Source organism: Streptococcus suis, from assembly GCF_002964575.1.
GTDB lineage: Bacteria > Bacillota > Bacilli > Lactobacillales > Streptococcaceae > Streptococcus > Streptococcus suis_R.
The window spans coordinates 133,874-160,188 of record NZ_POQQ01000026.1 but is presented as its reverse complement, the minus strand read 5'-3'; the positions used below and the strand labels follow the sequence as shown (position 1 = coordinate 160,188).

The window sequence follows — 26,315 nt, the reverse complement described above, 5'->3', positions numbered from 1 at the left end:
AACTAAATATAGAGGTTCAGGTAGTCTGTATGATATCAAGAATTATAATACAAAACTTTAAACGTTATCAGAAAGTTGATTTTACTTGTAATTCTGAAGTTAATATTTTTGTTGGGGAGAATGGTGCGGGTAAGTCGACATTGCTATACGCAATAGGATTGGTTCTGAGTGGTAGTCACAGTCAAATAGAAAGAAGTAGTTTGTCTAATATCATTAACCAAGAATCGATTATAGAATTTATGGGTACAAGGGATATCAATCAGCTCCCTGAGGTCTTCGTTGAAATATATTTCGATGAATCAAGTGCTGAAATTTCCTCTAACTTCAATATCGAAGGGAAGCATAACTCTCAAAAAATCAAAGCTTTTGGACTTTCATTAAAAATAACACCTAATCAAGATTACATAGCTGAAATTACTTCTGTCTTAAATAATAGTAATTGGACAGTCTTTCCTTTTGAGTTCTATAGAGTTGAATTTTTGACATTTTCAGGGAAAACCTATTCCTCTTACAATAAACCATATAAGTTTCTACATTCAATGATAAATACAAGTCTTATTGATACACAGCAAGAAATACAAAAACGTATTCATGAGGTATATTTAGATAATATCTCAGCTGAAAATAGAGCAAAAGTTAATCATAAATATAGAATAAATTCACTTAATTTTTTAAATGCTTTAAGGAAGGATGAATTGTTGAAGGAGAATGCTTCAGAATTCCAACTTCATTTTGACGAATCAGAAAATTCATTTAGAAATTCAGTATCAGCTGTAAAAAATGGTGTAGATATAAAAAATTTAGGGCAGGGAGAAAAAGTATTATTAGGAGTCGAAAATGCGTACAGTCATCTCAAGGAAACGGTTAAAATACTGCTTATTGAGGAGCCTGAAAATCATTTGAGCTTCCAAAACCTCCAGAAATTGGTTAGAATGTTAAGTTCAAATACAGGTGTTCAAGTTTTTATTGGGACACATTCAAATATGATTGCTTCAAGATTAGGTGTAGACAATCTTCATTTTTTAGATAATGGTCAGATATCTAAACTTGAAGGATTGAAAAAGGATACTGTAAGATTTTTCAAAAAATCTACTAATCAAAATTTATTGAACTTCTCTCTAGGTAAGAAGATTATTCTAGTTGAAGGGAATGCTGAGTATATTCTAGTAGAGAAGTTTTTTGAAATACTCCATTCAAAAAAGCCTGAAGAATTTAATGTATCAATTATTTCAGTAGATGGATTAAGTTTTGAAAGGTATTTAGAAATTGCAACCAATTTTACTGATAAAAATGTAGCAGTTATCACAGATAATGATGGTGATTATGCAAGGAATGTACAGTCAAAGTATAGTTCTTATCAACAATTCCAGAATATAAAAGTTTATTCTGATCTAGATAATGAAAATCAAACATTTGAAATATGCATTTATAATTGTAACTCAGATTTACTAGATTCTTCAGGATTAACCAAATCTAATGATTTATTAGGATATATGCTTAGGGAGAAGGCTGAATTTGCATTGAGATTACTAGAATACTTGGAAACTGATAATATAAGCGAAAAATTTATTATACCTAATTATATTAAAGAGGCGATTGAATGGATAATAAAAGATTGATTCATGCCGTTGCTGGAAGTGGCAAAACAACAAAAATAATTGAAAGTATTGACCCTCAAAAAAGAAATCTTATTATAACATACACTGAAACGAACCAGAATACAATTAGAGCAAAGCTGATTGACAAATTGGGCTATATTCCTGAGTCTACTTTTATTTTTGGTGTCTTTGAGTTTCTATATAGTTTTTGCTTAGTGCCATATTTAGGGAAACGACCAAAAGGAATAAACTTTGAATATGAAACTCAAGGACAGTTTGATAATAATTCTATTGATGCTGCGGGTAGAGTTATTCAGAATCAACTTTCTAAGTCTTTAATCAGGGGGACGTTAATTTATAATAGGAGTAAAATCCCATTTGATAATTCATATTTAGAAAGAATTGATAAATTTTTTGATTGTATTTATGTAGATGAGTGTCAGGATTTTGAGTCAGATGATTTTGATTGGCTTTTAAGCCTAAGTAAACTTAGTGCAGACGTTCTATTACTTGGAGATTTTTATCAAAAAACTTTTAAAACTTCAAGGAGAGGGAATAAGGGGAAAGGTATTCATTCTAGTTTTGAGAATTGGTTAAAAGTTATTTCTGATTCAGGATTTAAAATTGATTTGTCAAGTTTGTCAAAAAGTTATCGTTGTCCAATGATAGTTTGTGACTTCATTGTTGAAAGCTTAGATATTGAAATTTCATCGCAGAAAAAAGAAAATCAAACTACAAAAATTTTGTTCATAGATTCACAGGATAAAATAGAATCAATCATGACAGATGACAGTATTATGAAACTTTTTTATCAAAAATCCTATGATTATAATTGTAAAAGCCAGAACTGGGGTGACAGTAAAGGCTCTGAATATGAAAATGTTTGTGTAGTGTTAAATCCAACAACATATAAATTATTCTTAGCCAATCGTTTGAATGAACTCTCTTCACAAACCAGAAGTAAATTTTATGTTGCGTGTACTCGTACGAGAAGAAGCTTATATTTTGTAAAGCAATCTGATATAGAAAATTATCGAAAAAGGAGATAACATGAAAATAGTTAAAGATATATTTATTAAAAGACCAATGATGTGGCAATTTTATCTATCGCTTTTTTTAGAGATTCCAATTGTTTTTTGGTTTATTAAAAACATTCCTCAAAATTTAACGGAATGGATTATCATGGTAGGGTATATAATTATTTCTTCTACATACTATATAATAAATCGTGGCGATTTGAAATATTCTTTTGTTTCTGTATCAGAGCAGTGGGAACCCAGTACTAAATTTTGGAGATATTTATTTCATTCAATATTCATTTGTGTTAAGTATATTTCCATGGGAGTTTTTTTTCAAGTTTCATTACAAAGTTTTTTTTGGAAGTTGATTATTCCTGGAACGGGTCTTTCAATTAATAGTTTTCCATTAATTGGGGCAATGTGTTTTATTATATCAAAGATTTTATTTGATTTATCGCAGTTACCGCCTGTATATCTTATTGGTTATATTGCTATTCCTCTATTTATATTTTCTTTAATCGGAATAGAAAATGCCTTACTCAGTTGGACATTTGCATCAATAATTCTTTCAAGTTTAGTACCTCAATTTTTAAATGAGGATATAAAATTATTGCAAACAAAGAATTTTATAAAGATTATGAATATTAATGATGACAATGTAAGTAAAGAAAAATTAACACGATTAAGATTTCAGTTTTTATTGTTTATCCCATTCTTATATATTGCACTTATTGTTTCAGAAGTTTTAATATATAATGATGAATTTAATTTCTTATACAATTATTTATTTGAAAGACATGAAAATATTCAAAAACTATCATATTTATCAGAATTCAATTTGATAGTTACGGTTTTTAAAGTATTGGTAGTTTCATTTATATTGGTTGTATTCTTTGAGTTTAAAGATGTTATTGTTGATAAGTTATCGAAATTTATTATAATTAAAGTTTTAAAAAATGAATTTAATGTTGCCTTATATGGACAATATAATAAGGTATTTTTTAGAGATAAAAAATGGCAGTTCGATGAGTCAGATAATTATTGCTGTACTAAAAATAGATTTCAAAGTAGTGAAAAAAATGTATATACTTATGATAAAGGGATTATAAAAACTAAGTCTGGTAATTCCAAAAATATTAAAATAGTATCCGAGGACATTTTGATTATTGATGATACCTATTATGTAAAATCTACTTCTAAAATTTACAAAACATTGCCACAAAAAAATAAGTCAATTGGATTAAAATTATTGAAAAGACCAGATTATAGCATCATTATATTCCCACTTATTTTGTTAACTATCTCCATAGTTGGATCAACACTAGCAAACCATTTTATGACTAATAATTTTAGAGGAGAATATGTTTTTGCTGATGTGAAAGATGGAATTATAAACAGTGTTGATAAGTCTAAAAAAATTGAATTTAAGAATAATGAAATTTTATTAAATAAGCAAATTTACAAAGTAGATAATGTCTCCATGCAAATAATAGATAGTAATTCTGAAGTAGTTGGATTATACAATAAACAAGGTATTCTTGTATTTAAAGACGATTCCCAAAATATAAGCTATTATATTTTGAAGTCTTCTCAATTATTTACAAATATAACTACAAAATAATATTGTTTGTATGTTATTTTTGAGAGCCTTGGCTCTCTTTTTTCTTACCCTCATTTTTCATTTTGTGATACCTTTTCCAAATCATCTCTATTATCCTAATATCATTCCCAACAAAATCAATCCTTGATTTTTCCACTGGGGGTTTGGGGGCGAAGCCACCAAGTTATCATATCGTTAGCGGTCAAAACTGGAGAGTTTTAGTCAGCTGGCGATATGATTTTTGGGATATTGTGGACACAATATCTGAGCTCGCAAAAGCCGAAAAAGAGCCTTTTAAGGCTTTTAGGAAGCACCCGTATCCCATACGGTATCGGGGCTGACCCGATAGAGGCAAGTAGAGAAGGAGTATCACCAATGACAGACCATTACCGCATTATCCGTAAGGAAATCAATCTGACACCAGAGGAACTGGAGCTGATTCAGGGACTGATGAAACAGGAACACGCTGACCAGTTTTCCCCCTTTGTCCGTCAAAAGCTGATGGACTTGGTTGAGAGGAAGCAGGCAGTAACGGATTGGTTTGCCCTCTGGCAGTCTCAAAAGATTGAACAAATCAGCCGAGACATCTTACAGGTGACTATCATGGCTGAACAGACCCATCAGGTTACAGCAGAGCACTTGCGAATTATCCTAACCTGTGTGCAGGAGCTGATGGCAGAAGTGGAGAAGGCTATCCCATTTAGCCCAGATTTTCGTGACAAGTACATGGGAGGTTAGATATGGAAAATCGTTACCGTACCAACCTCAAAAAAGTCTTTCTGACAGACCAGGAGTTGGAAACCCTGAACAACCGTATCGGTCAGAGTGGCTGTAAAAATTTCTCTGCTTATGCTAGAAAAGTTCTGCTCAATCCCAACATGATCTTTCTGACCATTGACACCAGTAACTATGACGACTTGGTATTTGAGTTGAGACGAATCGGAAACAACCTCAATCAAATCGCACGGACCGTCAACCAGACTCACATCTTAACACCAAGCGACCGTGGATTTTTGGTGAAAGGCATTGGCCAACTCATCAAGGAAGTGGAGAAGGACTTTAACATAAAGTGTCAGCAGCTGAAGGAGTTTTATGGTCGTCACTAAACACTTTGCGGTGCATAGCACCAAGTATCGTAAGAGCCTCATCAAGTATATTCTCAATCCAGAAAAGACGAAGAAGCTGAAACTGGTCTCTGATTTTGGCATGAGCAATTACTTGGACTTTCCCAGCTATGAGGAATTGGTGGAGATGTATCAGGCAAACTTGACCAACAATGATCGGCTCTATGATTCCAGAAACGACCGCCAGCAACTCAAGCAGACCAAAATCCATGCCCACCACTTGATTCAATCATTTTCTCCTGAAGACAAGCTGACACCAGAGGAAATCAATCGCATTGGCTACGAAACCATCAAGGAATTAACAGGGGGAAACTTTCGTTTCATCGTCACGACACACACAGACAAGGACCATATCCATAATCATATCCTGATAAATTCTATTGACCTCAATTCTGACAAGAAGCTCAAGTGGGACTATGCCCAGGAGAGGAATCTTCGCATGATTTCTGATCGCTTGGCCAAGGAGTCAGGGGCAAAGATTATTCCGCCCAATCGCTATTCGCATGAGAAGTTTGAAACTTATCGCAAGACCAATCACAAGTTTGAACTCAAGCAGCGGCTATATTTTCTGATGGAGAACAGCAAGAACTTTGAGGACTTTATAGCCAAGGCTACCGCTCTCAACGTGGAGATGGACTTCTCTCGCAAGCACGCCAGATTTTTCATGACTGACCGAGAGATGAAACAGGTCATTCGTGGCAATCAGTTGGATAAGCGACAGCCCTACACAGAGGATTATTTCAGAGAGCAGTTTGCGACACGAGCCATTGAGCAGCGACTGGATTTTCTCTTGCCTAGAGCACATGACTTCCCTCATCTTTTGGAAATGGCAGAGCAGTTAAACCTGACAATCTCCCCGAAGAAAAAGCATGTTACCTTTACCTTGAAAGAGAGGAGCCGAACCATTTCAATCGAGAATAAAAAGGTCAGCACTAAACACCTCTACGATGCCCAGTTCTTTGAGGAATATTTTAACAAGCGAGAGACCACGCTAGACCTTGACATGACTAACCTGGTCTCAGACTTTGAGACCTACCAAGAAGAACAGGAGCAGGACAAACTCCCTAGTGAGGAACTCTTAGCAGCCTATCAGGATTTCAAGGAAAAACGAGACCAGATTCAAGAGTTTGAAATGGTCCTAGCAGATTATCAAATTGACAAGCTGGTCAAGGACGGTATCTTCATCAAGATGACTTACGGCATCAAAAAAGACGGCTTGGTCTTTATTCCAAACCGCAACTTGGATATTCATGAAAACGAGCAGGGCAAGTCTTATCATGTCTTTATCCGAGAGACCGCCCAGTTTTTCATCTACAATAAAGAGAACTCTGACTTCAACCGCTATATGCGAGGACGGGAGTTAATCCGTCAACTCGCTCACGATAGCAGGCATATCCCTAAACGCAGACGACCGAATATGACCAGTCTTAAAGAGAAAATAGCAGAGCTCAATCTTCTTATTGAATTAGACCTTGACAACCAATCTTACCAGGAAGTCAAAGACGAACTCATCAAAGAAATTGCCCAACTGGATTTGACCATCACGGATTTGCAGGATAAGGTCGCTCATCTTAACAAGGTAGCAGAGGTTCTGCTTAATCTCAACAACTCCGACTCAGAAAACAGACGGCTAGCCAGGTATGACTATGCCAAGATGAATCTGACACCAGCCATTAAACTGGAGCAGCTGGAGAAAGAGATTGAAGAAAATCAAAATTCTCTAATAAAATGGATAGACGACTACGAATATAAGGTTAGGAGATTGGAGAATTTTTTCAACATACTTGATAACACAAGGCATCAAAATATCGCCAATTTAGAACAGGAAACTAAATTAATCTAGTTGTTTGAGGTACTCTGGAAAGATTATAAGACTGATAGTACTAATCTAACTATCAGTCTTACAGGTTATTTAACATATTTAAGTAGAACTCCAATATCAAGATAAATTAAAAAGTCTCTAATTCCTTCAAATAATTCTCTATCTTCATCAGCATTAAAGGATTGTTATAAATCTTGCATAACTCTCTTGCTTCTATATAATAAATTTTGACCTGTTCTTTGTCTAGAAAGTGCGCTCCCGCATTTCCGACGAGGGTGAGTAGAGGAGCTAGTTGGTAACTTGTTTGTCTCTCTTTACAGACTTCAATCGTCTCAAGAGATTCTTGGATAGCTTCGCTATATTTTTTCTTTGATACTAAATAATGGGCGTAGTTATAACGAACTCTGATATAACCAAACAAAAACTCCTGATGCTCTAAATCTTTTGTCTGATACAATTCCATTAAACGAGAGTAGTTTGCTTCATAATCTTGTTCACGGCCAACTAAGGAATAGAAATTAGATAGGGTGTTCAATATTTTTAAGTAAATCAGAGTATTTGAAGATACTTTTAATAATATATTTTCCAAGTATAAAATAGCCTCATGCTTGCGGTCATATTGATAGAAGTCAATAATAGCTTTAATCCACTCAAGATACATCCTGTCTTCTAGTGGAAGAAAAGTATTGCGATCTAACTCTATTTTATAAATATATTCTAAATCATCATAATTTCTGTCATTCAGTAGATGAGAGGATAGATGTTTGAAGTTTGATAGGTTAGACTTAACTTCAATTTCTTCATTAAAGAAGTAATCTAGTGGGACTTCGAGTCGCTGAGAAAGTTTGAACAGAAGGTCTGCGGAAGGAATGAAATGCCCTCTTTCAATTTTACTAATCTGACTTTGTTCACAAATTCCTTCTGCAAGGATTTGTTGGGAAAGGCCCAACTCTTTTCTCTTTAATCTAAATTTTTCGGCTAGTAAATTCATGAAAAATATTAATCCTTTCTACTTATTGAGTTTATTATATTTCTTTTAGTCCAAAATGGCAAGTTTTTAAAACCGAAAATGTCTAAAAGGAATAAAAAAAAAAAAAAGTTTATATTGTAATAAAAATAGTTGACTCAAAGCGATATGTATGGTAAAGTGTAAATAAGAAAAAGAAAGGAATTCCGTTCAATGAAGAAAAATCGTGGAATTAATATACTGTTAACGTTTTTTGTATTAACATTGATTGCATTTAATAATGTTGCTATTTTTGCGCCGTCGGCTGAGAAAAAATATTTAAACGAACCATATGAAATTAGTGCACGGTCTTATAGTAATTCTGATGGACTCGATTTAGGAAAGGCTGATTAGTTGATTAAATGATAGAAATACTGTTCAATATATTATTTCTATTGATAGTCATATTTAATTTTTTTGGAAAGGGAGTGATTTAAATGTTCTTAGATTCATCATAGATAGCTAACAATATTGCGAAGTTGCTAGATAGATAACAAATCAGAGAAATGGAGTGTTTTTTATGGTAAGACAAGCTAACTCTTATAATAACGTGAGTTGGATTGAAGAAATTCAAGATCAAAATTTTAATGATGATGTCTTTGGTGCATGCTCTACTAACACTTTTACTTTAAGTGATTACCTTGGTAATAACGGCGGTTGGTGTACAATAAGTGTAGAATGTATGGCTTGGTGTAATTAATATCGGAGGAAACTGTTATGATTGACAATACATTGCAATTAGGAAAATATAGCAAAGCAGATATGCTTGAATTAACAGAAGAAGATGTAAACGGTGCAGGAATCACAATAGCGACACCGTTTACTCCACAAATAGCTGAAGTTACTGTAGTTACTGTAGTTGTATTACCAACAACTTCTTGCACAAGTCGTTGTTAACGCACTAAATTGGATTGAGAATAAGTATGAAATATTCACGAGAACAAGTCTTTCCTGAAGTAGATGAAATAGACTACAAAAATTCTGTTGAACCTTTGTTAGAATACAATAGGAACAATCTAAAACTAAAAAAATCTGATTACTATAGTAATCAGATGCTTGTCTCAGATATTTCAGAAAATTATCCTTACCAAAAATTATGTAATGCAGTTGTTGACAGGATTTGGAACACACATTGGCTAAGCGAATTTGATTCAGATTTTGTAGACTACAATGTGTTTAGGAAGACCATTTGTGAACAGCTTTCACAGATGGTCTTTTCTCATTTTATAAGATGTTTTGCAGAACAAATTAAAGAATGTGAAAATGAACAACTCAATAAACAGGAAATATATGCGCTATATAATTCCAAATTGGTAGAGAGTAATTTAGAAATATTTAGAGAAAAATATCCAGTCGGTTGGGCAAGATGCCATAATATGTTAGAAAATAGAGTGATATCATTAGGTGTAATGTTAAAGCGACTGAGGAAGCACAGAACGGATATCTTTAGGAGATTTAACCTATCTAATAGTGAGAAAATTTATTCTATTCAATCAGGGGGTGATGTTCACAATAATGGTCAAACAGTTAATATTATAGAGTTCGATACAGGTGAAAAAATCATCTATAAACCTAGATCTGTGTCGGGAGAAGTATGTTATCGGAAGTTTGTTGTAACATTTAATGAATTATTTAAAACAAATCTATTGAGTATAAGAGCTCTAGATTTTGATACATATGGTTTTACTGAATTTATTGAAAGAGTTGATGATGAAAAAAATTATGATATGACTCATGCTGGTAGATTGTTGTGCATGATGTATATGTTAAACGCTTCTGATATGCATTTTGAAAATGTCTTCTGGACTTCACAAGGACCGGTTCCGATAGATTTAGAAACTCTTTTCCAACCATTGAGACAGAAGCAAGTTGATAAAGTTGAGGATGACCAAAGTGCTTATAGTAAACTAGCAAGATCAGTTTGTGGAACGGGTATTCTTCCGTATTCGCTAGATAACCAAGGAAATTCAGATGTGGGTTTTACTGGTTTTAGAGATGAAAATACAAGAAGTCCAGTAAAAACTTTATATGTTAGAAATGGTTTTAGCTCAAACATAAACATTCGATGGAATTCAGATGAATTAGATAATACAAGTGATTCGTTGATAAAAGATATTAAATTTGAAATTTTTGTTGTTGAACGGTGTAAAAAAGTTACTGAGGGATTTACAGAGTTATATCAAAAAATTAGTGAAAAAAGAGAAGTTTTCAAAAAGCTTGTACGGGATAGTTTTAGAGATATGAAAATTCGATATTTGCATAATATGACCTACAGGTATGAACAGATCTTAAGAGTATTAACAGCTGCTGAGCCTTCTCAACGTATAGATTTGGCTCACATGCTAGTGAGTCGTTTAGCTCTTCTAAGTTCAACAAGTGACGTATCACTACCAATATCAGAAAGTAAACAGATATGGAATGGTGATATTCCATATCTTTATGTTCAATTTGATAGTAATGTTATTGCGGATTCTAATGGAAGAGTGGCAATGCTCACTACTTCACCCATGGACGAATTCTCTTATAAGTTACAAAATTTAAACGATCAAGATCTTTTCAATCAAGTAAGGCTAATAAAATTGTCGTTTTTATCTAGATTAGCTGATTCTCATGATGGAAAAGTATTAGATGATGAAAATATCATAAATACTAGTACTGGAACTTATAGACCTTTTGAAAATGACTTGTCTCAAATAATTGAAAATATAGTTGATAGTGCGTTGACTGATAGGTTTGCTCACTTACCTGAGACTTGGATTGGTCCAATCTCTCGCAGAGGAAGTGGATGGGTTCCAGGAGTACTAGGATATGATCTTTATAGTGGGAGAGTTGGGATAGCAATAGTTTTGCTTTTATATGGAAAATATTTTAAAGATCAAAAATCATATAATCTGTCAAAAGAAATATTTGAAAAAATTTCTAATATTTTGAATTCAGAGAGCTTTGATAAGGGGAACCTCTTAAAAATAGGAAGCGGAGCATATTCCGGTATATCAGGAATGCTTTGGACCCTTTATAAAGCAGGAGAAATTTCACAGAATGAAGAGTGGATGAGAGTTTCAAAAATCTCTTGGAAGTTTGTCGCAGAGGAAGATATAATTGATGGCGATTTCTTTGATATTATTTCAGGTGGTTCTGGATCTATAGTATTACGTTATAGTATGCTCTCGGACTACAGGTTACCAAATAACTTGCTCTCGGTCATTATAGACAAAGGGTATGAGCAAATATTAAATATTGATGCGCAAACTACTTCTGGACTGGCTCATGGATTAGGAAACTTAATTTGGTTTTTCTCAATTATAAATCGAAAGCATAAGGATGAGAGGATAGAAACATTAATTAAAAAGGTACATGAAGTTATTTTAAATAAATTTATGAATAATAAAAATGAAATACTAGTATATAACTCTCAGAACGAATCAAATATAAGTAACTCATGGTGTAATGGGTTGTCAGGTCTTCTCTTAGCTTATTACGAAGCATATAAATCTAACGTTATTGAAAAGGATTTTGTAATTAAGATAATTGAACAACTAAAGAGAAATAAGCTTCCTGTAATTCCTACATTATGTCATGGAGGGATTGGGGTTGTAGAAATTCTTGAATACATTAAGGATGAATTTCATGTTGAAGTAGAACCGATATTAAATTATCTATACAATATTCTCTTTTGTCCGAATCAAGTTGTTGAGTATCTTAAAAGTTCAGACTCCAGATATGCATTAGGTCAAGGATTGCTGACAGGAAACACTGGAGCGTTACTATATTTATTTAAACAAAAAAATAAATCAATCAAGTTCAATCCACTTGTTTTGAGGTGATTAGTATGAAGGATAAGACTATTAAATTACGACCAACTATGCAGATATCAAATACAGAATGTGGGTTGTGTTGTGTGAGGACAATTCTAGAAGCATTTGGGTATAACACCTCGTTGATCGAACTAAGACAGATCAATGAACCTGGAAGAGATGGTTTAAGTCTTAAGCAACTTTCCAGCATTTTATCAAATTTTGGAATAGATTCTAAAATATATAAAATTCACGACATTAAAGCATTAGAGAGTTTAAGTTATCCTTTAATTGCATTTTGGAAAGATTCACATTTTATTTGTCTGGAGTCATTTAGTTTAAAATCAAACAAAGTCGTTATCATGGATCCTTCAATTGGCAGACTAACAATTTCCATAGAAGATTTTAAGAATAATTTTTCTAATTATATTTTGTTGCCGCAAAAATCAGAAAGATTTGAAAGTAAATCAAAAGAAAAGTTTCGGCTACTAAAGAAGGGATATCTATGGCCAAAAGAAATTTTTCATATTTATTTCAAAATTTTTTTGGTATTAATATCGGTTATGTTAATCAACCTATCAGTTCCGCTAATAACACAAGCTTTGATTGATAATCTACGCTTTGAAGAAGATAGCCATTTATTCTTATTTTCTTTTATCATTCTATTTTTGTTTTTGAATTTTTTGACTAACTATTTTAAGATATATTTTGCTTCTCAATTGATGTACAAATTTAGTTTACATTTGATGAAGGAAGGATTCAAAAGAATACTCTCTATTCCAGCAAAATATTTTTCAGTAAGGACACCGGGGGAGATTTCATATAGATTTAATTCTTTATTGAGAATACAAGATATATTAGGGACATCTCTGGTGCAATTTTTTATTGAGTTTCTAAGTAGCTTAGTTCTGTTGATATATATATATTATTGCTCTGTTTATCTTGGTTTAACAATAACTCTAATTATTTTAATAATGTTATATTTTTTATACCAGACACAATTCAAAATATTAAATCTTTCTGATCAAGAAATTCATTCAGGCAGTAAATACCAATCCATTCAATTAGATGCAATAGTTTCAATTAACAGCATTAAGCTAGGAGGGTATGCAGAAAAATATTTCGATGATTGGAAAAGTAACTTTTCTGAGTATCTTAGCCTAGTAAAAAAACGAGTAGTTTTTCAACAAGGTGTAGTAGCAGCAACTATTTCTAGCTTACAAACGACAATTCCTCTACTTATACTACTTGTAAGTCTAGTGTTAGTATCAATGCGCCATTTGAGTTTAGGACAAGCGATTGCCTTACAAACAGTAGTTTCATCGCTATTTTATTTTACATCTTCGCTGTTTAATATCTTTTCTAACTTTCTTGTTAGTTCGAAATATATTGAGCTATCTGAGGATATTTTTGAATATCCTATTGAAAAAAAAATAGAAAGTCCTTTAAAAGTAAGTGATGGATCTATAATACTAAAAGATATAAATTTTAAATATACAAAAGATAGTTCCTGGGCTCTAAAAAATATAAATTTAGAGATAAAAGATGGAGAAACGATCGCACTTGTTGGTAAATCAGGGTCAGGGAAAAGTACATTAGCTAAAATAGTTTGTACACTATTTGAGCCAACAAATGGACAAATAATGTTTGGTGGACAAAACTACGATAATTATAATTTAGATATTCTAAGAGAATCCATTAGTTACATTCCGCAAGAGGCACATTTGCATAATAGAAAAATTATAGAAAATATTGACTATGGGCAGTTAAGTGATAAAAATAGATTAATTGAAACATGTAGAGAATTAGGATTTTTAGACTTTATAGATTCTATGCCTTTAGGCTACGATACGGTTGTATCAGAAATGGGTGGCAACCTTTCGGGTGGTCAGAGGCAACGTATACATATTGCAAGAGCTTTACTCTCAACTCCCAAAGTTTTAGTTATGGATGAGGCTACCTCGTCTTTGGATAATATAACTCAAGCAAAAGTCTATGAATTACTATCAAAATTAAAATGTACTAAAATTCTTATTGCTCACAGATTGGAGACAGTGTTAAACGCGGATAAAATTGTAGTACTTGATAAGGGACGAATAGTGCAAATAGGGGAGCATCATGAGATGATTAAGGAAAGAAATGGGATTTATAGTCATTTATTTACCTCCAGTTTATCAAACTTATAGCTTGTTACTATAACTAGAACTATTTGATAAGGGCACCTCTAAAAACTCCCTAAATTTCCCAAAAATGAGATAATAGAATAAAAAGTAATGAGGAGAACTGTCATGCATATATTCACAGACGATGAAAAAATCTTGTCAAAACTATCAGAGAAAGGCAATCCCTTAGAACGTTTGGATGCTGTTATGAATTGGAATATCTTTCTTCCATTGTTGTCAGAGTTATTCAGTCGTAAAGATAAAGTCATCAGTCGTGGCGGTCGTCCTCACCTAGACTATCTCATGATGTTCAAAGTGCCCTTGCTTCAACGTCTTCATAACCTATCTGACGATGCCATGGAATATCAACTGCTGGATCGTATATCTTTTCGTCGTTTTGTTGGTTGTCATGAAGACACTGTTCCCGATGCGAAAACTATCTGGCTCTATCGTGAGAAATTAACCAAGTCAGGTTGTGAAAAAGAGTTGTTCGATTTGTTCTTTGCCCATCTCACAGATGAAGGGGTGATTGCCCATTCAGGTCAGATTGTGGATGCTACCTTTGTCGAATGCCCTAAACAACGCAATTCACGTGAAGACAATCAGAAAATCAAGAAAGGCGAAAAGATAGAAGGTTGGAATAAGACTAAACGGAGCCAAAAAGACGTAGATGCGACTTGGACGCGCAAAGGTAATGTCCGCTATTTTGGCTATAAAAACCATATTTGTGTCGATAGAAAATCAAAACTTATCAAAAATTATGAGGTCGCAACAGCTAGTGTACACGACTCCAATGTCCTAGCTCCTCTTTGTGATGCCAATGAAGCGGTTTTTGATGACAGTGCTTATGTTGGAAAATCAGTACCAGAAGGTTGTCGCCACCACACGATTCGTCGTGCGTTTAGAAATAAACCGTTGACCGAGACTGATAAGGTCATTAATCGACATATTGCCAAAGTCCGTTGTCGCGTTGAGCATGTTTTTGGCTTCATTGAAATGAGCATGAAAGGTAGCATCTGTCGAGCAACTGGGAAGGCACGAGCTAAAACCAATGTGACCTTAACCAACCTGCTCTACAATATCTGTCGTTTTGAGCAAATCAAACGACTGGGATTGCCATCGTGGGCTTAGTGCGCCCAAAAATAGGAGAGTAAGCAAAAAGTAAGCTTCGAAAGTGAAGCTTACTGGAAATAATGCTTACAATTAGGGCTTACTTAACAACTACTTGAAGTTTTTAGAGGTGCCTATAAAAAATATGAAAATACTGGAGATTAATGGATTTAAAAAAATGTGTAGGAACAAATTGTACCAGTAGTTTTAATATATTTTATTAAAATTGTGGGTACCTTAATAACTATATTAGGAGGTATTCTATATGGAAGTATGTTTGACTGAGTCTTTAAAAAACTTTTTCAAGGATGATCTTGAACAGTTTGAAATTAAATTAGAAGAAATTTCTAGAAGAAACATTGACATTCCTTCAATTGTAATTCAAATAAAGAGGTGTTGTTATCAAATATTAGAAAAGAATTTATGGCAATTAAGTTACAAAGTGTTCACATATGAATTTCATAAGTTCCGAGAAGAGAATAATTTTCCGATAAATAAGGGGTCATCTGTTGCTTATAATCATTATGTTTCTCAATTTAATGAAACAACTATCTCAGTTTGGTTTGAGAAATATCCTGTTTATTATGAATTGATAAAGAATTCGGTGAAAAATCTATTAGAATATCTAACAGATGTAATTAATAATTATTATAAAGATTATACGTTGCTAGAAGATGCTTTTCTAAGTAAAAATACAAGAATAGAACAAGTATATCCTATGGATTCAGACCCCCACAATGGAGGAAGAATAGTTTTGTGTTTTGTTGATAGCAACTCACAGAGGATTATTTATAAACCCAGATCACTTACTGTTGACAAACTTGTAAGAGAGATTTTTCAAGATGCTTTGAATATAGAAAATACATTAGGCTTTATTCCTGTTCCACTTAGCCTGGATTGTGAAGGTTATGGGTGGCAAGAATATATAGAGAAAAGTCACGTCAATCATTGTGAGCTAGATAAGAGTTATTTTAATTTAGGTTATTGTTCAGCTGTTTTTAGTTGTCTAGGAGCAGTAGATCTACATGATGAAAATATTGTATTTAATAAAAATAGACCATATTTTATAGATTTGGAAACAGTATTCCAGCCCGCAAATAAGAGAGTGATAAAAAATTTAGTAGATACAGTAAATGAGATGCTATTAAATTCTATAGTTACTACGACAATAATGCCTTCAAAATTAAGTGTATTTCCTCATGATATCTTAATTGGTGGTATTAATACGTTATTTCCTCAAGAAACAAATGAAAAGGTCTTTAGACTGAAAGATTTTGGAACTGATGGAATGGATATTGTAAAAGAGACAATTAAGTCAACAAAACAGTCAACCTCTTTTTTGTTTGATAGTGCGAGAGATATAAGGCCTTTAGAATTTCAGACGGAATTTATTGCTGGATACGAGAAGGGTTATTATAAAGTTCTTCAATCTAAGAATCAAATAAAGAGAGTGGTATCAGAAGGTGATTGTATTTTGAGAGTGGTACTTAGACCTACAACTCAGTATTATCTCTTGATTGATGCGTGCCTTTACCCAGAAAATTTAACTAGTCTAGAGAGTATTAATAATAATGTCTTAAATTATATTAAATCTTCAAAAATATTTACATCTGATTTAGATACTCAAAATATTATTTCAGAAGAAAAGGACATGTTAATTTCTGGAGATATTCCTTATTTCTACATAAAATATGATTCAAATTATCTTGAAACTTTCTCAGGATTTCAGTCAAGATGTTTTGAGATGTCACCAAAAGAAAACTTGCTTAATAGATTAGACAAATCATCAGAAAAGCAGTTAAGTTTAGATAAAAGATTTATAGCCGAAGGCTTTTCATATATAAGAATGGTTGAATCTAGATTTAGAAATGATTTAAAAAACACTGAAAAAAATTCTCCATTGTTTAATAAATTGTTGGATTCATTGGAGTCACTTGATACAAACTATATGATTGATTTTTTGTTAGAAAATTCAATTAAGACTAAAAATGAGGAAAAAATGGGTTGGCTAACAGGTATTTATGGTAATACTACGTTATCTTACAATTCTATAATGCAGGTATCGTTCTTTGATTCTGCTGGAATTCTTTTTGTTTTCGAACATATAAAAAATAAAAAGTATACTAAAAAAATAATTTCTGCATTTTCAGAATTACAAAAAATATTGGATTCAAACGAAAACGGTAGTAGCGACTCAATTATTTCGGGAAAAAATTCTTTACTTTTTTTAAAAGGCTATAAAGACCAAAGAATTCCAGAAATGGAGGAGAGTTTAATTTCCAATAAATCCAATTTATATGCGAACGATCTGTTTTTACAGCCAATAGGAGTTAGTCATGTTTTATCAACATTTTCTTGTTCTAATTTTGAGTTGATGAAAAGTCAATTAAAGTCGATAGATTATGTGAATAGTGATTTTAAGAAATTTGGAATAGCTCATGGTAAACTTGGGATAAAATGGGCAGAGTTTAGATTAAACCAAAAGTTTAATAATTTTGAGCAAAGCGATTTGATATTTCAAAGTGTTCTTGAAATGATGGCAGAGGTTAAAAAGGTTGAAAATGGATGGTGTAACGGCAGTTCAGGGTTACTTATGGTCTTGTATGAGATGGCTCGTAGATTAAATAAGAGAATTGATTTATTTGAATTTGCACGAAATTGCACAGAAATAGACGATTACGATGATTATCTAGAAATTGATTTATCGGTATGCCATGGAGTAGCTGGTAAAGTACAATCATTATTATTTGTATATGCGATAACCGATGATAAAAGGTTTTTAGACTTAGCCAATAAATATTGGAAAAAAGTCTTTGTGATAGCTAAAAAAAATGGGTATTATACTGGTGAAAAGTCTAGAGATTATTTGTTAGGATACTTTTTAGGTTGGTCAGGCATTATAGATACGGCTATATTATTAAAGAATTATAACAAAGGTGAGAAGTCTTATATACCTTTAAATTTAAGTTCTGAAAGTTATCAGAAAGAATTATTTAACATTAAATAGTATTTTTATGGAGGAAGTTCAACATGAAAATTAATAATTTAGGTAAAAATTATGGCGATATGACCATTCTAAAGGATATAAATTTTGAACTTAAGTGTGGTGAAATTGTCGGCTTAGTAGGAAGAAATGGCGTTGGTAAAAGTACGTTGATGAAAATTCTTGTACAAAATAGTAAACCGACTTTAGGAACAGTAACTGGTACTGGTAATGTTGGATACTTGATTGAAGAGCCCAAATTATTTTTATCCAAATCAGGTTTAGAAAATTTGAAGTATCTGTCAACATTATATGGTGTAGATTTTAATCAAGAAAAATTTGAATCATTTATCCAAACGCTGGACTTTACACAGTCAATTAATAAGAAAGTCAAAACATATTCATTAGGAACGAAACAAAAGTTAGCATTACTTTCAACGTTGGTTACTGAACCTGAGTTTTTAATCTTAGATGAACCTACGAATGGTTTAGATGTTGAAACTTCTCAAAAGGTTTTAGGATTATTACAACATTTAGCATCAAGTGAAAATGTAGGAATTTTAATATCAAGCCACCAATTAGAAGATATTGAAGAAATTTGTACTAGAGTTCTTTTTTTGGAAAATGGCTTATTAACATCTCGAACACTTGGAAAAGATAGTAATATTTCTTTGATTGATATCGTTTTTCAATCGCTCAATGATTTGGAAATTTTTTCTAGCAGGCAATCATTTGGGGAGGTCATCCACCAGGATGGATTGAAAATTACTTTATCGGGAGTGATTAAAAGTGGTGATTTGTTTAAATTTTTCAATGAGCACTCTATTAAAGTAGTGGACTTTGAAACAAAAAAAGAAACACTGAAGGACATTTATTTGAACCGGTCAAAATAAAGAAAGGGTGAAAACTTATGACATTACATAAATTGAATTTTCTTAAAGAAAGCATACGAGAATTATATTCGTCAGGAGCAATATATTTTGGGCAGTTAATCTCTTTTTTACCTCCGATACTGGTTACACTATTTATCCTGAATAATCCAGGAACATCTTTTGGAATAAAGCATATTTCAAATTTTTATGCCATGATGGGAATGTTGATGGCAGTTATTCATGCAAATAGAATTATTAACAGGGATTTTTCTCATAATACTATTAGTCTATTTTATAATAGAAATCAAAATCGGATTAATTATGTAATTTCGAATGTTTTATATGCTATTGTTGTTTCCCTAATTTATGCACTGAATGGTATTTTGCTGCTTTTATTTGTAAGTAAGCTAGGGGTTCCAGGAGAACTAGGGATTCATTTTTTAACAGCATTCTCAGGAAATACAGTTTTATTGGTTTTATTTTATTTTCTCTTATCTTATATCTTATACCTTTATAATTTTAAAAGTGGATTTGTTTTTGGTATTTTGGTAGGTTTACTGCTTTTTTTACCGAATATATTGAATACTATTCTAATCAATTCAAGTTATGATTTTCTTATTAAAATTATAGAAATTTTGCCTCTATACTCGTTACCAGTTTTTGCAGCTTCAAATACAATGTCTGTCAGTCAGTATAGTGTGGTAATGATTGCAATTATTTTACTATATTGTTTAGCTATTAAGAAGAGTAAAGAGTACTCCTTTTAATCTGCCAATTACTCATAATTAAATCGGATCACAATAAAATTTTGTAACAGCAAGTTCAAGAGAGCTTGCTTTTTTTCGCATTTCATTTTTTGGAACAAGAACACCATATTTTCACTCTAATAGTGACGAGAACTTCTCGAGCTGAACAATAAGTGAGAAATAGCTATGGTTGAGATAAGGGCCCCTCCTTTTATGACCAAGAAAAAATCATAAAAGGAGGATAAAATGAAATATTATATTCATGTTAGAGATGGTAAAATTCCTGTAACAGAAGGAGTTTATAAAAGTTATTGGCAATTGGTCAATCACGAGAAGTATCTGAATAGAAAAGATAGGAAATTTGGAGTATTACCTTTTTCGTCATTTGAAGTAGATGGGTTGCCACTAGAAAATATACTACCAGATATTACTGTGGATGTTGAACGTTTAGTAGAAACCAAGCTCCTTATTGAGCAACTAAATGAGGCTTTATTAACCTTATCAGATAAAGAGTTTGAAATTATTGACGCTCTGTATTTTAGAGAACATACCATCAGAGAAGTAGCAATAGAGCATGAGATGTCTGCGACTAGCCTTTTTCGGATGAGAAATACTATCTTGGACAATCTACGAAAATTTTTTGAAAAATAACGGAACAAGGGACTAAGAAAGTCACTCTTAATAGTGAGAGGAATTTTTAGTCTCTTTTTGCCCTTTGACAACTGAATAGACTGAAGTGGGACTTTAATCATTTGTGGAGCAATTTAGCCTGGTACGCCGTGAGATGAGCGAGAATTATCGGCTATAAAATAGGTTGGTTACCTATCTGCCATGAGACAAATGAGGATAATGATACTTCTGAACGTTCAGGCTGCCATCGAGAAAGGACAGCGGGTGAAACTCCCATGAAGAACTTAACCAGTTCTACCTACAGAGGTCAAAATTTTAAGTAAAGGAAAAACGTTTATGGAAAAAATACAAACAGGTGCGGAATTACCGCAGATTGTGATTGAGGGATATAAGGTTACAGTACAAGTAAGTGATCAGCCACTAAGTCTTACAGACGTTTTAGATGATTTACTGGGGCGACGGCTGGAAAAAATTTGATTTTTTAGCGGACAAGTCGTGGTAGATTATGTAAAATAGAATAGTAGAACCTCAATCCTTAATCGGTAAGCACCTAAACACTGATTAAGGAGATAAACATGACAAAAGCCTGTATTTATTTACGCCTGTCACGAGATGATGGGGATAATGTGGAAAGCAATTCCATCATCAACCAACGCTCACTTTTGAGAGATTATGCCAGAAATCATGATTTCACGATTTTAGAAGAATTTATGGATGATGGTATTAGTGGCTTAACCTTTAGCCGCCCTGACTTTAACCGTATGATGGCAATGGTTAATGATAAGACAATTGATACTATTATTGTTAAGGACTTGTCACGCTTCGGTCGTGACTATATTGAGACTGGGAAATACCTTCAGCGAATTTTTCCTGCTATGGGAGTTAGGTTTATCTCGGTCAACGATCACTATGATAGTATGACCGCAGATACTAATGAAACACATCTGGTTATGCCTATCAAAAGTCTCATCAATGATAGTTACTGTCGAGACATCTCAACCAAAGTTAGGAGTACCCAAAAAGCTAAACGACAAAAGGGCGAGTTTATTGGAGCTTTTGCCCCTTATGGCTATCGCAAAGATGAAAAGCAACGGAATCATCTAGTGGTTGATGAGAATGTACGCCCTACCATTGAGAAAATTTTTGCTCTTAAATTAGAGGGATATTCCTCAAACGCTATTGCAGGATTTCTTAACAAAACTGGTGTAGAGACGCCTCTACAACGTAAGAAAGTCTGTCAAGAAAAGCTTAAAGGTTTTCATGGTCATAACTACAAGTGGGATACCAAAATGGTCAATCGTATCCTGATTAATCGTGTCTATACAGGCACTTTGGAACAAGGGAAACAAACCAAACTCAACTACAAGTCTCAAAAGTCTGTAGCTGTGAATCCAGCAGAATGGGTACGAGTTGATGATACACATGAGGCGATTATCTCAAAAAGTACGTTTGAGCTTGCTAATAATCTCTTACTCAGAGATGTCAAACATGGGAAGAAGTTACCTGACCTCTTTGCAGGATTATTGTTCTGTGGTGATTGTCAGTCTCAGCTTTTACAACGAAAACTCCGTTACAAGGATAAAGAGACTGTTCAGTATATTTGTAGCACCTATAATAACGGAAGAGGTTGTAGTCGCCATGCGATTAAGCAAGATATGTTGCTTGACTTGGTCGCTACGTTTATCTATCAACACCTTGACTGGAAGTCCTATCTGATTAAAGCAGTTCCTGATTATGTTAATCAAGAACAGTTTTTGGAAGTTGATTTTACTTCTCTACATGAGAATCGCAAGAAGCATGAACAGTTGCTCCAGTCCTTGTATTTGGATTTAGACGACGGTTTGATCAATGATACAGAATACCAAGAGTTTCAGCGATGCTATCGCCAAAAGCTAAATCAAATTGAAGACACAATCATTCAAAAGAAAGAGTTAGCTCAAATCCTGTATGATAAACTTCAGGATAAGGAGAAGTGGTTAGACCAGTTGAGTGCCATACAAAATAACCAAGAGCTCAATCGTCTCACTTTAGTGACCTTACTTGACCGTATTGTCATTCATGAGAATCAGGAGTTGACCTTAGTGTTTCATGATGTGGCAGAACTAGAACTCCTCCAGCAGTTTTCTCATCGAGAGACGGAGGTGGTCTAATGGCACGTACTAAGAACCGCTACCGTAAGGAAACGATAGATGAGGTACCACTTCAAACTTATCGTACGGGTATTTACATTCGCCTATCCAAGGAACGTACTGAGAGCTGGCGAAACAAATCGCAGTCCTTAGAGACGCAAGAAAGTCTTGCTAGAGCCTTTGCCAAGGAGAAAGGGTTAACTGTAACCAAGTGTTACATCGACTATGAGTATTCCGGCACGACCTTTAACCGACCTGCCTACCAAGACATGATGGATGACCTCAAAAAAGGGATTATCAACTGTATCTTGATTCGAGACTTATCCCGTTTGGGTCGAAATTACATTGAGATGGGACGACTGATTGATAAAGTATTCCCCTTTATGGGAGTTCGATTTATTTCAATCAATGACAACTTAGACACACTCGACGGATTAGAGGATAAGAAATCCTTTGAGGTGGAAATCAAGAATTTGGTCAACGACTTATATGCTAAGGATATTTCAAAGAAAGTTATGGCTTATAATATCCATCAAGCTAGTCAAGGCTACTACATTGGAACTTCTGCACCGTATGGTTATCGCATCGACCGTAATGAAGCAGGTGCAAGGTTAGTTATGGATAATCAGGTTAAGCCAATTTTAGAGTTTGTTTTTCAAGAGGCAATTGAAGGTAGATCCATGCCTCAGATTACTGCTGAATTGAATCGTAGAGAAATTGCTGTACCACAGTCCTACCGTAAGACTGGTCAATTATATAGAGGTGAGCAGGATACGAAAAGATGGCAAGCAGGAAATTTACTTCGTCTGATTAAGATGCCTGTTTACAGGGGAGACCTTGTTCAGCGAACACGAAACAAATCCTTGTCTGAAGATGACTATATCTATTTTGAAAATGCGCAGGAAGCCTATATCAGCAAAGATGACTACGAAAAAATTCTTCAGTATTCTGCTAGTCGTAAGTCTGTTAAAAAGACTGACCGAGTAAAAACTTCAAATCGCTATAAAGGTTTGATTTATGGCAAAACCAAATCAACTCAAATGGTTCGAAAGTGTCGCCATTTTTCAAACAATAAGTCCGATTATGATTATTATTATTTTATGGACTATGTTTATGATTCAAACCAATCAGAAAGACGGACCGTTTCTATTAGTGAGAAAGCTTTGGATAAGATAATCTTAGAGTTGCTTCAAACTGCAATGAAGCGTTTAGGTACAGTTGAGACTTTATTGCCTCGACTTGAATCTAAAAAGGAGAATTGCCTAAAGACATATCAAAAGCAGTTGAGGGGTCATCAAGGTTCAATAGTACAATGGAATGCTGAACTAAGTGATCTTTACGCAGCGTTCAGTCTTAACCGCTCTAAGCGAGAAGACTATCTTTCCAAAAAGAAAGAAATAAACTCAAAAATCAAAACCATTTCACAAGAAATAGCCCAATGTGAAACTTCAATAAAGCAGATTGAGGAGGAGTACAATAAGCAGGTGAATTGGGTTAGACATCTAGCCAAGAGTAACAATCAAGCAGTTTTAACGGCAGAACTCTTAAATACTTTAATAGAACGGATTGAAGTTGATGTGGACAAAACAGTCACAGTAACTTTTAACTGTCGGATCGGGTGGGACGAGCATGACTAAAATCGCTCTATACCTCCGCTTGTCAGTTGATGAGGCTAATACAGATGAAAGCAACTCAATTACTCATCAACGGTACTTATTAAACCATTTTCTTGACCAAGAACCTGAGTTCAAGAACTGGGAACGTTTGGAGTTTGTGGACGATGGTTTTTCAGGCACCAGTCTTAAACGTCCAGCCTTTAAACGCATGATGGCCGATGTTAAGGCTGGAACAATCCGTTATATCATCGTCAAGGATTTGTCTCGATTTATGCGTGACTATCTGGAATTGGGAAACTATTTGGAGAATATCTTTCCTTTTCTCGGAGTTCGATTTATTGCTCTCAACGACCATTATGATAGCCTGGTGTCTGAACATAATGGACTGGATATTGATGTGCCCTTTAGAAACTTACTCAATGATTTCTACGCCAAAGATGTTTCTGAAAAAGTCAAGAGTACAATGAACAGTATGAAACGCTCTGGGAAGAACATGAGTTGGTTACCACCGTTTGGTTATATCAAGGACCCAAATGACCGATTTAAGATTATCATTGATGAGGAAGTCGCTCCAATTGTGAGACGAATTTTTAGACTTTGCATTGAGGGAATGGGAACTCAAAAAATAGCGATGTTACTTAATAGTGAACAGACGATTACTCCAGCTGAGAGGAAAATGCAGGTTAGTCAAGCAAGGTATACAAAATCAATTATCATTACTGCAGAACAAAAGAGGAATGTATGGACGAGAAGTGGTATTCTCCAAATACTCAAAAATGAAGCCTATAAGGGGACATACCTGTTTAACACTAGAACAACGGTAAATGGTAAGCAAATTCGGCGGCCTGAATCAGAGTGGGAACGTCTTGACAATAATCATGAAGCAATTGTATCAAGTGAGGACTTTGACAAAGCTCAACAATCACTTGCCTCTCGCATTAGTGGGCCGAAAAGTCAGACTTGCAACCAGCCACAAGAAGTTTTATTACGAGGCTTAGTTATCTGTGAACATTGCGGGCATCGTCTCCTTCGATATAGCCACTATAACAACTATGATTATTTTTATTGTCGTTACTGTAGAAGTCAAGGTCAGACCATGAAGTCCTGTCGGATAGATAGAATAGAAGAGGCTATCGAGAAAGAATTAAAGTCTCGGTTGCCGAAGAACTCTCCAAAGCTATCAAAAACGAATCTTATAAGAGAAGCTGAACGGCTGAAAACTCAAAAGGTTTCTCATTTTCAAGACTATAAAGAGGGCTTGATGACAAGAGAAACTTACATGGAAAAACGTCAGAGCTTAGATAATTCTATAATGGAAATAGAAGAACAATTAAAGGTAGTTGGTAGGGAAAATATAGCATTTGACAAGAAATTGACCAAGGAAGTGGTTGACACTCATATCGAGAGGATTGTCGTCAATGGCCAAGGTTCTTTTACAGTCGTCTATAGATAATCTAATGAGAGACTTGTGTAATAGCAGGACAAACGCATGAAGAAAATGACGCTTTCAGATATCAGTTTCATAGTCTAAAATGTCATTTTTCTGTTATAATACTTGTAAAGAAATAGTATTGATTTACTAAAAAATAATGTATGAGGAAAGTTTTTATGAAACTTTCTGAAAAAATCGACTTCGCTTATATATCAGAGAAGTCGATTTTTTCATGCGTTTGTCGTGGTGTAATAGCGAGTCTCTTTCTTGAAAAGTAGCTTTGTGGTATAATAAGGTGTTTTCAGTGTAGAAAAATAGTGTCATTTACTTGACATAAGAGGGTTGGTGCGATGTGGACCAGTCGGTCAAGGACAATGTTGTCAAGGAGGTCAAGGAAGAAGCGGGGCTGGATGTGGAGGCTCAGCGTGTGGTGGCGATTTTGGACAAGCACAAGAACAATCCTGCCAAGTCAGCCCACCGCGTGACCAAGGTCTTCATTCTATGTCGCTTACTCGGTGGTGAATTCCAGCCCAATTCGGAAACTCTTGCCAGTGGCTTTTTCAGTCTAGATGACTTACCACCGCTCTCACTTGGGAAAAATACAGCTGAGCAGTTAGCACTTTGCTTGGAAGCTAGTCGGTCTGAGCATTGGGAAACACGATTTGATTAAGG

General features: G+C 34.0%; 21 protein-coding genes and 1 pseudogene. 21 read left to right on the top strand and 1 reads right to left on the bottom strand.

All coding sequences use genetic code 11. The features are described 5' to 3' along the window. The first annotated feature begins 29 nt into the window (after nt 1–29). The 6 genes from C1E58_RS02435 to C1E58_RS02405 all read left to right on the top strand — a co-directional run bounded on the left by C1E58_RS02435 (nt 30) and on the right by C1E58_RS02405 (nt 7,184). A complete protein-coding gene (locus C1E58_RS02435) occupies nt 30–1,619 on the top strand; it encodes an ATP-dependent nuclease (protein WP_105209203.1) in 1,590 nt (529 codons plus the stop codon). Then, the gene (locus C1E58_RS02430; RefSeq protein ID WP_105209202.1) at nt 1,601–2,647 is read left to right on the top strand and encodes an RNA helicase; all 1,047 of its coding nucleotides are present in this window, start codon (nt 1,601–1,603) and stop codon (nt 2,645–2,647) included. The genes C1E58_RS02435 and C1E58_RS02430 overlap by 19 nt, the downstream gene beginning before the upstream one ends. Before the next feature lies 1 nt (nt 2,648). Beyond that, complete coding sequence (locus C1E58_RS12320) at nt 2,649–4,238, top strand: hypothetical protein (RefSeq protein WP_238142216.1); 1,590 nt, start codon at nt 2,649–2,651, stop codon at nt 4,236–4,238. 354 nt (nt 4,239–4,592) lie between these two features. Next, nucleotides 4,593–4,955: an SAG1252 family conjugative relaxosome accessory protein gene (locus C1E58_RS02415; RefSeq protein WP_105209201.1), complete on the top strand. Its 363-nt coding sequence runs from the start codon at nt 4,593–4,595 to the stop codon at nt 4,953–4,955. Between the two features lie 2 nt (nt 4,956–4,957). Further along, nucleotides 4,958–5,323, top strand: coding sequence for a plasmid mobilization protein (locus tag C1E58_RS02410; RefSeq protein ID WP_105209200.1), 366 nt, complete (start codon nt 4,958–4,960; stop codon nt 5,321–5,323). After that, nucleotides 5,310–7,184: an SAG1250 family conjugative relaxase gene (locus C1E58_RS02405; RefSeq protein ID WP_105209199.1), complete on the top strand. Its 1,875-nt coding sequence runs from the start codon at nt 5,310–5,312 to the stop codon at nt 7,182–7,184. Before C1E58_RS02410 ends, C1E58_RS02405 begins: the two co-directional genes overlap by 14 nt. A gap of 106 nt (nt 7,185–7,290) precedes the next feature. Here C1E58_RS02405 and C1E58_RS02400 read toward each other — a convergent pair whose 3' ends face one another. Continuing rightward, entirely contained in the window at nt 7,291–8,154 is an 864-nt protein-coding gene (locus C1E58_RS02400; RefSeq protein ID WP_024408874.1) for a helix-turn-helix domain-containing protein, read from the bottom strand. Nucleotides 8,155–8,343: 189 nt separating this feature from the next. Between C1E58_RS02400 and C1E58_RS02395 the strand changes: the two genes are divergently transcribed. The 15 genes and pseudogenes from C1E58_RS02395 to C1E58_RS02325 all read left to right on the top strand — a co-directional run. Continuing rightward, nucleotides 8,344–8,523, top strand: coding sequence for a PhrA family quorum-sensing system peptide (locus C1E58_RS02395; protein ID WP_105209198.1), 180 nt, complete (start codon nt 8,344–8,346; stop codon nt 8,521–8,523). A gap of 166 nt (nt 8,524–8,689) precedes the next feature. Continuing rightward, nucleotides 8,690–8,869, top strand: coding sequence for a plantaricin C family lantibiotic (locus C1E58_RS02390; RefSeq protein ID WP_024408876.1), 180 nt, complete (start codon nt 8,690–8,692; stop codon nt 8,867–8,869). A 17-nt stretch (nt 8,870–8,886) separates the two neighbouring features. Next, nucleotides 8,887–9,066, top strand: a complete 180-nt coding sequence (locus tag C1E58_RS02385) for a class II lanthipeptide, LchA2/BrtA2 family (protein ID WP_024408877.1) — start codon at nt 8,887–8,889, stop codon at nt 9,064–9,066. Nucleotides 9,067–9,092: 26 nt separating this feature from the next. Beyond that, nucleotides 9,093–11,993, top strand: coding sequence for a type 2 lanthipeptide synthetase LanM (gene lanM / locus C1E58_RS02380; protein WP_024408878.1), 2,901 nt, complete (start codon nt 9,093–9,095; stop codon nt 11,991–11,993). 5 nt (nt 11,994–11,998) lie between these two features. Then, nucleotides 11,999–14,149 (top strand): peptidase domain-containing ABC transporter, encoded by a 2,151-nt coding sequence (locus C1E58_RS02375; RefSeq protein ID WP_024408879.1) that lies wholly within the window; start codon nt 11,999–12,001, stop codon nt 14,147–14,149. A gap of 102 nt (nt 14,150–14,251) precedes the next feature. After that, complete coding sequence (locus C1E58_RS02370) at nt 14,252–15,256, top strand: IS5 family transposase (RefSeq protein ID WP_043037544.1); 1,005 nt, start codon at nt 14,252–14,254, stop codon at nt 15,254–15,256. Between the two features lie 244 nt (nt 15,257–15,500). After that, nucleotides 15,501–18,242 (top strand): DUF4135 domain-containing protein, encoded by a 2,742-nt coding sequence (locus C1E58_RS02365; RefSeq protein ID WP_105209197.1) that lies wholly within the window; start codon nt 15,501–15,503, stop codon nt 18,240–18,242. Between the two features lie 23 nt (nt 18,243–18,265). After that, nucleotides 18,266–19,111, top strand: coding sequence for an ABC transporter ATP-binding protein (locus tag C1E58_RS02360; RefSeq protein ID WP_105209196.1), 846 nt, complete (start codon nt 18,266–18,268; stop codon nt 19,109–19,111). 17 nt (nt 19,112–19,128) lie between these two features. Continuing rightward, nucleotides 19,129–19,857: an ABC transporter permease gene (locus C1E58_RS02355; protein ID WP_024408883.1), complete on the top strand. Its 729-nt coding sequence runs from the start codon at nt 19,129–19,131 to the stop codon at nt 19,855–19,857. 225 nt (nt 19,858–20,082) lie between these two features. Continuing rightward, nucleotides 20,083–20,487 carry a sigma-70 family RNA polymerase sigma factor gene (locus C1E58_RS02350; protein WP_024408884.1) on the top strand — a complete coding sequence of 135 codons (405 nt, stop codon included), beginning with the start codon at nt 20,083–20,085 and terminating at the stop codon, nt 20,485–20,487. 315 nt (nt 20,488–20,802) lie between these two features. Next, on the top strand, nt 20,803–20,943 hold the full coding sequence (locus tag C1E58_RS12170) for a hypothetical protein (RefSeq protein WP_105209195.1): 141 nt from the start codon (nt 20,803–20,805) through the stop codon (nt 20,941–20,943). A gap of 98 nt (nt 20,944–21,041) precedes the next feature. Then, nucleotides 21,042–22,616, top strand: coding sequence for a recombinase family protein (locus C1E58_RS02340; RefSeq protein ID WP_105209194.1), 1,575 nt, complete (start codon nt 21,042–21,044; stop codon nt 22,614–22,616). Further along, on the top strand, nt 22,616–24,232 hold the full coding sequence (locus tag C1E58_RS02335; RefSeq protein WP_105209193.1) for a recombinase family protein: 1,617 nt from the start codon (nt 22,616–22,618) through the stop codon (nt 24,230–24,232). The genes C1E58_RS02340 and C1E58_RS02335 overlap by 1 nt, the downstream gene beginning before the upstream one ends. Beyond that, entirely contained in the window at nt 24,225–25,664 is a 1,440-nt protein-coding gene (locus tag C1E58_RS02330; RefSeq protein WP_105209192.1) for a recombinase family protein, read from the top strand. Before C1E58_RS02335 ends, C1E58_RS02330 begins: the two co-directional genes overlap by 8 nt. A 319-nt stretch (nt 25,665–25,983) precedes the next feature. Then, a pseudogene (locus C1E58_RS02325) lies at nt 25,984–26,313 on the top strand (NUDIX domain-containing protein); the annotation flags it as partial. Nucleotides 26,314–26,315: the final 2 nt, after the last annotated feature.